The organism is Anaerophaga thermohalophila DSM 12881 (assembly GCF_000191885.1).
Taxonomy (GTDB): domain Bacteria; phylum Bacteroidota; class Bacteroidia; order Bacteroidales; family Marinilabiliaceae; genus Anaerophaga; species Anaerophaga thermohalophila.
Genome location: NZ_AEWI01000039.1, coordinates 18,419 through 29,149 on the forward strand (window position 1 = coordinate 18,419; position 10,731 = coordinate 29,149).

Genomic DNA, 10,731 nt, shown 5'->3' on the forward strand with positions numbered 1-10,731 from the left:
ACGAACATGACAGAGATTGTCACAACTTGTGTCTGCCTGCCCCTATGATTCGGGCTTCTCTCGGAAACAGTTAATGTATAAAATTAACTAAATTAATGCTATGGCCACAAAAACCGGAAAAATTCTTGCAGTTGACGATAACACCGATATTCTGTTTGCTTTAAAATTATTGTTGCGTCCGCACGTAGAACTCATCACCACGGAAACCGATCCGGAAAATATTCCTTCGCTGATGAAAGAGACAGACTACGATGTGATTCTACTGGACATGAATTTTACCCAGGATGCCATCAGTGGTAAAGAGGGATTCTACTGGCTCAACAAAATACTTGAGATTGATCCGCAGGCAGTGGTTCTGTTTATCACTGCATACGGGGATGTGGAAAAATCTGTACAGGCCATTAAAGCAGGCGCTACAGATTTCATTATCAAACCATGGCAAAACGAAAAGCTTCTGGCCACTATATCTTCGGCTATTAAGCTAAACCGTTCGCGCCGTGAAGCCTCCGACCTGCGCGAAAAACAAAAAGAGATCAACACCATCATGGATCAGCCCTTCGCCGATTTCATTGGTGCTTCTCCGGGAATGCAGCAGGTTTTCAGTACCATAAAGAAGGTGGCCGGAACCGATGCCAATGTTTTGATACTGGGTGAAAACGGAACCGGAAAAGAATTGGTTGCAAGGGCGCTTCACCGTAACTCATTGCGAAAAGATGAAGTATTCATCAGTGTAGACCTTGGGGCACTCAGTGAAACACTTTTCGAAAGCGAGCTCTTTGGACATGTCAAAGGGGCATTTACCGATGCCAAAGCTGATCGTCCCGGACGGTTTGAACTCGCCTCGGGAGGAACCATCTTTCTTGACGAAATTGGAAACCTCTCTCTTCCGATGCAGGCAAAACTGCTTACAGTGCTCGAACGAAGAGAAGTTACACGAGTAGGAGCCAATAAACCCAAATCCATCGACATAAGACTCATTAGTGCAACCAATATGCCATTGAAACAAATGGCTGCAGAAGACCGCTTCCGACAGGACCTTATTTATCGTATCAACACGGTAGAAATTGAAATTCCCCCACTTCGGGAGCGTCCGGAAGATATTCCCCTTCTGGCAGAACATTTCCTGAAAATATTTGGCAAAAAATACAATAAAAAAATCAACAAACTCAGCAATCAGGTTATCAAAAAGTTCCGTTCTTATCCATGGCCGGGAAATGTTCGTGAATTTCAGCATGTGCTGGAGCGGGCCGTCATAATGAGTGAATCGCCCAATCTCGACGAAAACGATTTCCAGCTTTCATCTCACGGTGGTACTGCCGACTCTTTCGAGTTTGATACCTACAACCTGGAAGAAATAGAACAGAAGGTTATTGAAAAAGTCCTGCGCATGCATAGCGGTAACATTTCCAAAGCCGCATCCGATCTGGGACTGACTCGTACATCACTTTACCGGAGAATGGAAAAATATGGGCTTTAATAATTTCAGAACCAATTATATCATCCGGACAGTTTTGCTGACTGTCTCTATCTTCGGGTTCAGTTACCTGTGGTACAACACCAGTCTCACCATGACTCTTATACTGGTGGGACTTCTCATTGTTTTCCAGGTGGTGGCCATGATATTTTATGTTGACCGCACCAACCGTGTACTTAACAATTTCCTTGAATCCATTCGCTACTCCGATTTCACCCGAACATTTCAGGTTGAAAGTCTTGACTCATCGTTCGATAAGCTCAAAAAATCGTTCAATGAAGTGATTAAAGATTTTCAGGCGGTCAGGGCCGAAAAGGAAGAGAACTATTTTTACCTGCAAACAGTCATTCAGCACATCGGAATTTCCCTTATTGCTTTCCAGAAAGACGGCAAGGTGGAACTGATCAACAATGCGACAAAAAAACTATTTCAGGTACGAACGTTACACAACATACAAGGATTACGTGAGTTTAGCCCGGACATCGTCCAAAAGCTTCTGACAATCAAGCACGGAGAGAACACCCTGGTGCGTGTGCGGGAAAAAGACGACCTTTTGCAACTGGCCATCTATGCCACCGAGTTTCGCATTCACAACCGCAGTATTATGCTGGTTTCTATCAAAAACATCCAGCAGGAACTCGATGAAAAAGAAATGGAATCGTGGCAGAAACTTATACGGGTGCTCACACACGAAATCATGAACTCCATCACCCCGATATCTTCTCTCTCATCCACGATCAAGCAGCTGATACAAAATATCATTGATTCACTCGAAGCCCGGAATGTGGAACAAGAAGATACCGAATCGCTGAAGGAGGTAGAGCAGGCTCTGCAAACCATTCACAAACGAACCGACGGATTACTCCACTTTGTCAATACTTATCGCAACCTGACTAAAATACCCACCCCGAACTTTACTATTTTCAAAGTATACCATCTGCTCAACAATATACGGGAGCTCCATGAAAAAGAAATTAAGGAAAAAGGTATTACCTGCAAAGTGATCGTGGAACCCGAATCACTGGAACTATCAGCAGACGAGCACCTGATTGAACAGGTGTTGATAAACCTCGTTAAAAACGCCATTCATGCGCTCGAAAACAGGGAAAATCCCCGGATCGAAATCAAGGCCTTTCTCAACCGGCGCGGACGTATCACCATTCAGGTAACCGATAACGGCAAAGGCATACTGCCCGATGTTCTGGACAAAATATTCATCCCGTTCTTTACCACAAAGCCTCAGGGTTCCGGAATTGGTCTCAGCCTGTCGCGACAAATTATGCGACTGCACAGGGGAAGTATCAACGCGTATTCCGAACCGGGAAAAGAAACCACGTTCTCTCTGACTTTTTGAGCTGTTGAGGATTGAGCTGATGAGGATTGAGCTGGTGAGGATTGAACTGATGAGGATTGAGCTGATGAGGATTGAGGGTTGAGGGATGAGCTGAAATATCCAAATATTATTATACCATTAAAACCCTAATTTATGAGTGATTTCAATCGGAAGTATTGCAAAAGATCAAAGGCCTTTGCCATTGAAATTATCAAGTTTTATGCATCGTTGCCAAAGCTTGCCCAACACCAAATGATTGGCAAACAACTTTTTCGCTCAGGAACTTCTGTTGCAGCAAATTTCAGAGCAGCAGCCAGAGCAAGATCCGAGAAAGAATACTTTTCAAAACTCAGCATTGTAGTGGAAGAATGCGATGAAACGCTTTTCTGGATTGAACTCTTAGAGGAAAGCGAACTAATGACATTAAATCAAACAAGTCATCTCAGGAATGAATCAGAAGAGTTATTAAAAATCTTTGCCTCAACAAGAAAAAAGATAGGTGAAAGATTAAAATAGCTGGTGAGGGTTGAGGGGTGAGCTGATGAGGATTGAGGGGTGAGAAATGAGCTCATCAGCTCACCAGCTCACCAGCTCACCAGCTATACTAATATTTTTTTTCGTCTTGCTTAATTTCGTGAAGCCGGTTAAACATTACGGCCAGATGTGCATACAAGGAAGTATTCTGAACCACAACATCGTCGGGGGTTTTAATTCGGACAGGGGTAAAGTTCCAGATAGCGCGAATACCTCCTTCCACCATTAAATCAGCTACCTGCTGGGCACTTTCGGTGGGGACGGTCAGTATGCCTATTTCCACACCTTCTTCGCGCATAAGCTTAAAATCGTCGATGTGATGAATGGGAACATTAACGATCTCGCGACCAACCACGGCAGGGTCTATATCGAAAGCTTTTACAACATTAAGGCCGTACTGTTTAAGGCCGTGATCGTGCAATAAAGCCCGACCGAGACTTCCGGCACCAAAAAGGAAAGCTTTATCTACCATCCTGAATCCAAGGAAATCTTCAAGTGCATCGATCAATGGTTCCACTTCATATCCGACACGGGTTTTGCCGGTGATACCGGTATAAGAGAGGTCCTTGGTTACCTGTGTGGGGTCGACCCCCATATCACCGGCAATATTGGTTGAAGAAATGTATCGGTCGCCTTTACGGGAAGCAATTTTCAGATAAGCCAGATAACATGGCATACGGCGTAAGGCAGGTTCCGGGACGGGAAAACTTCTCTTTTTGTTACTTCCTTCTTCCATGTCAGATTTTTATTTAAACCTGGTTGTTAAGATACAAATTTAATGAAGTTTTTCATTAACGAAAGAAATCATTAAATAAAAAGGACCTTTCTACTTTAAACAAAAAAAAAGGACCTTTCGAGGTCCTTCATAGGTGGGCGATAATGGATTCGAACCATTGACCCCCTGCTTGTAAGGCAGGTGCTCTGAACCAGCTGAGCTAATCGCCCTGTTTTCTCAAAAGCGATGCAAATATAGAAGAGTTTTTTTCAACCACCAAACAATAAAGTCATTTTTCAAGCGCCTCAGCGACAATAAAAGTACTCCCTCCAATGAAAATCAAATCGTTATCTGATGCATTTTCGCGGGCAGCAGCCACCGCCGCGCTGACATCGGGGTAAGTTTCTCCTTTTAATCCTGCCTCCCCGGCCAGTTTGCCCAGAATGTGTTCATCCATTGCACGAGGGATGGATGCACGGGTAAAATAATAAAGTGCATTCTGAGGGAGAAGCTTCATAATTCCCTGCACATCCTTGTCGTCGACCATCCCCCAAACTATGTGGGTTTTATCAGCCGTAATCAATTTCAATTGTGCTGATATCCGCTCTATTCCGTCGGCGTTATGGCCGGTATCACACACCACCAGAGGCTTGCGGGATATAACTTGCCATCGGCCGGCCAGTCCTGTTTGCTCCGTTACTTTTTCTATGCCTCGATGGATTGCAGAATCGGTAACAGAATAACCTGCCTCTCTCAGCTCTACAACCGATGCCAGCACTGTCAGAAGATTCTCCTGCTGGTAATTTCCCAGCAACGGCAATCTGAATGTCCCGGAAAGAGCATCGGAAGCCACCGATATATGTTGAAAAGTGTCATCCTCCCGCACTTTTTTTAAACCGATCATCTGTGAAGCAAAGTAAATCGGCGATTTCATCTCCTTTGCTTTTTGACAAAAAACATCCGCAATTTCTTCCTGCCGGCGCCCGATTACAACCGGAACATTGTTTTTGATAATACCTGCCTTCTCCCCTGCAATAGCGGAAAGTGTATTTCCCAAAAACATGGTGTGATCCATCCCTATATTGGTGATCACCGACAAGTCGGGTGTAATAATATTTGTTGAATCCAACCGGCCGCCAAGACCGACTTCTATAACTGCCACATCAATTTCAGCCCTGTAAAAATAATCGAAAGCCAGAGCCACCGTCATCTCGAAAAAAGAAGGATGAATACGGTCTATGATGTCACGGTTAACCGCAACAAAATCTGTCACTTCCTTTTCAGGTATCATCCGGCCATTGATACGGATGCGCTCCCTGAAATCTAATAAATGAGGCGATGTATAGAGGCCGGTGCGATACCCGGCACTTTGTAAAATGGAGGCCAGCAGATGTGAGACACTCCCCTTTCCGTTGGTACCGGCAACATGAATTGTCCTGAAACGCCGGTGAGGATGACCAAAATGATTGTCCAGTTCAAGCGTATTTTTCAAGTCGGCTTTGTAGGCAGCCTTCCCGCTGCGCTGATACACAGGCAACTGCTCAAAAAGATATTTAATGGTTTCCTGATAAGTCATTGTTTAATAAGATTGTCTTCACAAAAGTCGGAAATTTTAATCAAAAACAAATGTTGTTGCTAAACGGTGACACAGATGAAAAAGACAAGATATTATTCTCTATGCTCCATGCTGCCATGCCCCATGCTGCCATTCCACCCTCAAACCGCCGTAGTAAGAAAATATACAACAGGAAGAGTAAGAAGACTAAGGACAGTAGTGAAAAACACATTTTCAGAAGCAAGGTCATCGGCAGCGCCATAAGCCTTTGCCATTATCACTATCATACTCATACATGGCATAGCGGTTTCAAGTACGATTATGGTGCCGGGCATATCGCCAAAATCAATTCCAATCTGTTTTACAAAAAAGTTAATTATCAGCAATAGCACAAAAGGAATTAACAACAACTTATTGAAGCTCAAAACATAAATATCGTAACGTTTGAGTATCCCCTTCAAATTTGTTCCTGCAAGTGTAGCTCCAATATACAATAGTGCCAACGGACTGGTAGCATTCCCGATTGTTCGAAAAGGCTGATATACCAGATATGGTAACTGAAACTGAATAAAGAAAAGCAATATCCCGACAGCAAATGCAACCGTATTGGGATTTAGCAGGTTATTAAAGCGGTCACGCACCGGCACATCCTTCTGTCCCTTAAGACGAAATACCGCATAAGTCCATTGCATAAAACTGGATACCATATAATAGATGGAAGCATACAATAAGCTTTCCCCCTCGGGGTATAAAGCGGCTATCAGCGGAAAGCCCAGGAACACAATGTTTCCAAACATGGTATGCAACTCATGCACAACAGCTGAACGGTTGGGTAAACGAAACAGCCGGGAAGACACTTTACCAAAACCATACATCAAAAGTATCGACACAACGGTAAACACTAATGCCCACCATCCATTGACAAGCACCTCATGCGACATCTCCATCCGGGAAATCGTAGTGACGATCAATAACGGTAACGTAATGTTAAAAACCAACCTTGAGATAGCATAACGTATCTGCTCAGTAATAATTTTGGCCCAACTGCCAACCGTACCTGTTAATACAATCATGCCTGCAATGACAACCTGCTCTGCAATAACCTGTGACTCCATATATGAAGAAAATTAAGCTGTAAAAATCGGAATTTTTTGGAAGAAAAAGTAAAAGTATCTGTAGTTCGATCTTAACCAAACAAGGGATTGTTGGAGAAAAGTCGCCGAAAGGCAGAAGATAGAGCATGGGACATAGAGCATGGGGCATGGGGCATGGAGAATAAAGCGGGAAATATTACTCCAATAAATCGGACAAACTAAATCAGTAATCTGACGATCTATTGTATGATGAAATACTATAATCCAAATTTTTGCAAACAAGCAGCCGTTTGCCTGCAAAAATTCAGGTATAATTAGTGTCTGTCCATAAAGTGCCATTTACTGTGTTACGCTTGCCGCCAAAATACTCATTTACGAAAAGTAAACTGCGTTTTTGGCGGCTTCGCAAGCCTTGTAAATGACACTTTCTGAACAGACACATGATAAGTAGGAAACTTTCCCTACTTTATAGACAGGCACTAATTAGTGTCTGCCCATAAAGTGCCAGCTGCAAGCGTAAAACAGCAAATGGGACTTTATGGGCAAACACTAATTTACAATCTGTAAACGGGCATTTATTTCGGATATGATTACAACACTTCAAAACGACCTGTTAAACCTTCAGCAGCACCAAGTTCATCGTTCACTTCCGAATAACTTGATCCGCCAATATAGATTTTAAATTCCCCGGACTCCAGTATTTTCTCACCATTATTGTCCACTATCTTCATCATATCCGGGGTAACAGTAAATTCGATCTTTGTGCTTTCGCCGGCGGCCAGGCCAACTCTTTTAAAACCAATCAACGATTGTTTGGGAACATTAACGGATGCTTCTACATCGGTAATATAGAACTGTACAACTTCATCGGCATCATATTCGCCTTCGTTGGTTAAATCAAAGCTAAGTCTCACCGACTCTCCTGATTTTACTTTGTTGCTCTCCAAAGTCAAATTACTGTAAGTAAAATCGGTATATGAGAGTCCGAATCCAAACGGAAACTGAGGCGAAACTTCCATATACCGGTAAGTTCTGCCTTTCATATCATAATTCTCGTAAGGAGGCAGATCATCTACCGATTTAACAACTGTTACAGGCAGACGACCGGATGGAACAGCATCGCCAAAAAGCACATCGGCCACGGCTTTCCCTCCTTGTTCGCCGGGGTACCATACATAAAGTAAGGCATCGGCCATATCATAAATCTCAGGGAGTGAAATGGCACTTCCCGAAGTAATAACAACCACCAGTTTCTTTGCACTGGCACGAATTCGCTTCAAAAAATCGATCTGGTTTTGTGGCAGTCTGGTACGTTCCCGGTCACCTCTATGTTCTGAAGCAATAGCCTCACCTTCTTCACCTTCAATTAGCTGAGATATCCCCAGGCACGCTACCGTCACATCGGCACTGGCTGCTGCCCCCGAAAACCAATCCATGGTGTTACGGTTGGCTTCATACAACAAAGCCCCCTGCCTGTATTGAACAGACGTTTGCGGACTCACTTTTCCGACAATGCCTTCAAGAATGGTGGTCATATCCTCGCTGACGCCGTAATAATTGGCCAGTAATGCCTGCACGTGAGTAGCCGTCGGGCCTGTTACATAAACTTTTTTGACATCCCTGGCAACCGGAAGTGTGTTTGCTTCATTTTTCAGAAGTACAACAGACTTTCTGGCTGCTTCAAGTGCCAGTTTCTGATGCTCTTTTGAGCGTATCACGTCAGTACTAATCGTATCATACGGCACAGCGCCTTCGGGCGCAAAAAGTCCCAATCGAAGACGTGTTTTAAATAATTGTTTCACCGACCTGTCAATTTCTTCTTCCGTTGTCAGGCCTTTTTCGAGAGACTTTAACAACGAAGCATAAGTGTCTCCACAATTCAGGTTACATCCGGCATTAAGAGCCATTGCTGCAGCTTCTTCCGGCGTATCCACAATTTTGTGCCCGGTATAAAAATCCATGATGGCGCCACAATCGGAAACATAATATCCGTCAAATCCCCATTTTTCACGGAGTACTTCCTGCATCAGATAAGGGTGTGCACAACAGGGATCGCCGTTGGTTCGATTATACGCCCCCATTACACCTTCCACCCCGGCCTCTTTAACCAAAGCTTCGAAGGCTGGCAGATAAGTTTCCCACAAATCTTTCATGCTGACTTTCGCATCGAATTCGTGTCGCAATGCTTCGGGTCCGTTGTGAACGGCATAATGCTTAGCCAAAGCGGCCACTTTCAGATATTTGGGATGATTCCCCTGCAATCCTTTTACAAACGACACACCAATTCTGGAGGTCAGAAACGGGTCTTCACCATAAGTTTCCTGACCGCGTCCCCAGCGGGGGTCTCTGAAAATATTGACATTGGGCGTCCAGAAGGTCAATCCCTTATATTGTCCGCGATAACCATGTTTCGAAAATACATTGTATTTGGCCCGGGCCTCTGTACTAATGGCATCTCCAACGCGGTACACCAGCGTGGTATCCCATGTAGCTGCCATACCAATAGCCTGCGGAAAAACCGTGGCTCTTCCGGCACGGGCTACACCGTGTAAACACTCATTCCACCAGTCGTATTCCGGTATCTCCAGCCGGTCAACTGCAGGAGCAGCATTCATCAGCTGGTTTATTTTTTCTTCAACGGTAAGCTGTTTTACTATACATTCCGCCCTCTCATCCAATGAGATATCCGGATTCCTGAAGGAACAATCTTCCTGTGCTTTCAACGAAAACGAAAAGGTAAAAGCCATTAATAGCCATAGAGTTTTTTTCATGATATTATGTTTTAATTGTTTAGTCTGATTAATTAGTATCTGTCCATAAAGTGCCGGTTGCAAGGCTTGCGAAGCCGCCAAAAACGGAGTCCCGATATATCGGGATGAGTAATTTTCGAACCAATGCAACATAGTAATTGGTACCTTATTTACACAATACTCCGTTAAATATTAACCCGCTGATAGTTAATTATTTGTGAGACTAAAAAGAACGACTATATCTCTCACAAAAAGACTTTGCGTCATCGCGTCTCAGCGTTTAGACTTTTTTTACAGATTATTGTGAAATCTTTCATCAGTATAAAATAAGTCTGAGTTATTGGTCTGATGGAACTCGCATGCAAGAACTTATACATATTCTTGTTGTGGTATGCCTTGTCAGGCCCGTTTTATCTTACATCTTACCATCTTAAATCTAATAATCTATTAATCTATATTAAAACATTCTTTGTCATGTTCGTTCCAATTGCTTTAAAATCAGCATCTTGCATTTAACCGAATATTTATGCTAAATTCTGATTTGCAACACCATCGCATTCATCTTACAACTTCTTACAACTAATATCTGAAAATCGAATAATCCATTGTAATCTGCTGCACTGATAAAGATACCAAAATTACGCAGTTTTATTGAAAGGTTGAAAACAATCCTCCTGGTAATTCTTAAAATGTCGAAACGATTAAACATTATTTTAAGGGGCTTTGAGTTTTACCTGTTTTATTCCACGCTGAGAACGCAAAATTAAAGGAACTCAAAAATTGCAAAGAAAATAATTCCCGATCAAAACCGGGAAACGGAATCGTTCAGTTGGATTATAGTCTTTCTTGCCTTTTGCGTGCTAATATTTTGCGGCTTTTGCGTGGGAAATTTTACCAGCACTTCAAAATATAGCCGTGGGAACGCATATAAATTTTTCTTTTTTACACCAATTTATTAAATTGTAATCACCAAAAAGATTAATTAATAATCAAAATCAATATATGAATCCTGATAACCGGCACATTGTACACTTCGATCTGGACACATTTTTTGTTTCGGTAGAGCGATTACTCAACAGTCGTCTTCAGGGGATGCCTGTCATTGTCGGCGGCATGTCCGACCGGGGAGTGGTAGCAGCCTGCAGCTACGAAGCCCGCCGTTTTGGTGTGCATTCGGCTATGCCAATGAAACTGGCCAGGCGACTTTGTCCGCATGCATTCTATGTACACTATCTTCATCATATCCGGGGTAACAGTAAATTCGATCTTTGTGCTT

8 protein-coding genes and 1 tRNA gene are annotated in these 10,731 nt (G+C 43.2%); 4 read left to right on the forward strand and 5 right to left on the reverse strand.

Annotated elements, in window-relative coordinates; genetic code table 11:
• Positions 1-100 precede the first annotated feature (100 nt).
• From ATH1_RS0111900 to ATH1_RS0111910, 3 genes are all read left to right on the forward strand, one after another.
• Positions 101-1,477, forward strand: coding sequence for a sigma-54-dependent transcriptional regulator (locus ATH1_RS0111900; protein ID WP_010422000.1), 1,377 nt, complete (start codon positions 101-103; stop codon positions 1,475-1,477).
• On the forward strand, positions 1,467-2,828 hold the full coding sequence (locus ATH1_RS0111905; RefSeq protein ID WP_010422002.1) for a sensor histidine kinase: 1,362 nt from the start codon (positions 1,467-1,469) through the stop codon (positions 2,826-2,828). Before ATH1_RS0111900 ends, ATH1_RS0111905 begins: the two co-directional genes overlap by 11 nt.
• A 132-nt stretch (positions 2,829-2,960) precedes the next feature.
• Positions 2,961-3,323, forward strand: coding sequence for a four helix bundle protein (locus ATH1_RS0111910; RefSeq protein ID WP_010422007.1), 363 nt, complete (start codon positions 2,961-2,963; stop codon positions 3,321-3,323).
• Positions 3,324-3,411: 88 nt separating this feature from the next.
• Here the strand turns inward: ATH1_RS0111910 and ATH1_RS0111915 are convergent, their stop codons facing one another.
• The 5 genes from ATH1_RS0111915 to ATH1_RS0111935 form a co-directional block, all read right to left on the reverse strand.
• Positions 3,412-4,077, reverse strand: coding sequence for a redox-sensing transcriptional repressor Rex (locus ATH1_RS0111915; protein WP_010422010.1), 666 nt, complete (start codon positions 4,075-4,077; stop codon positions 3,412-3,414).
• A gap of 134 nt (positions 4,078-4,211) precedes the next feature.
• A tRNA-Val gene (locus ATH1_RS0111920) sits at positions 4,212-4,286 on the reverse strand.
• Positions 4,287-4,345: 59 nt separating this feature from the next.
• On the reverse strand, positions 4,346-5,632 hold the full coding sequence (locus ATH1_RS0111925) for a bifunctional folylpolyglutamate synthase/dihydrofolate synthase (RefSeq protein WP_010422012.1): 1,287 nt from the start codon (positions 5,630-5,632) through the stop codon (positions 4,346-4,348).
• A 140-nt stretch (positions 5,633-5,772) separates the two neighbouring features.
• Entirely contained in the window at positions 5,773-6,726 is a 954-nt protein-coding gene (locus ATH1_RS0111930) for an AEC family transporter (RefSeq protein ID WP_010422014.1), read from the reverse strand.
• 569 nt (positions 6,727-7,295) lie between these two features.
• Positions 7,296-9,476: a glycoside hydrolase family 3 N-terminal domain-containing protein gene (locus ATH1_RS0111935; protein WP_029164202.1), complete on the reverse strand. Its 2,181-nt coding sequence runs from the start codon at positions 9,474-9,476 to the stop codon at positions 7,296-7,298.
• A 981-nt stretch (positions 9,477-10,457) separates the two neighbouring features.
• On the opposite strand from ATH1_RS0111935, the gene ATH1_RS19440 reads away from it, so the two are divergent.
• Positions 10,458-10,731, forward strand: a 274-nt coding sequence (locus tag ATH1_RS19440) for a Y-family DNA polymerase (protein WP_010422018.1), incomplete at its 3' end; no start/stop codon positions are given.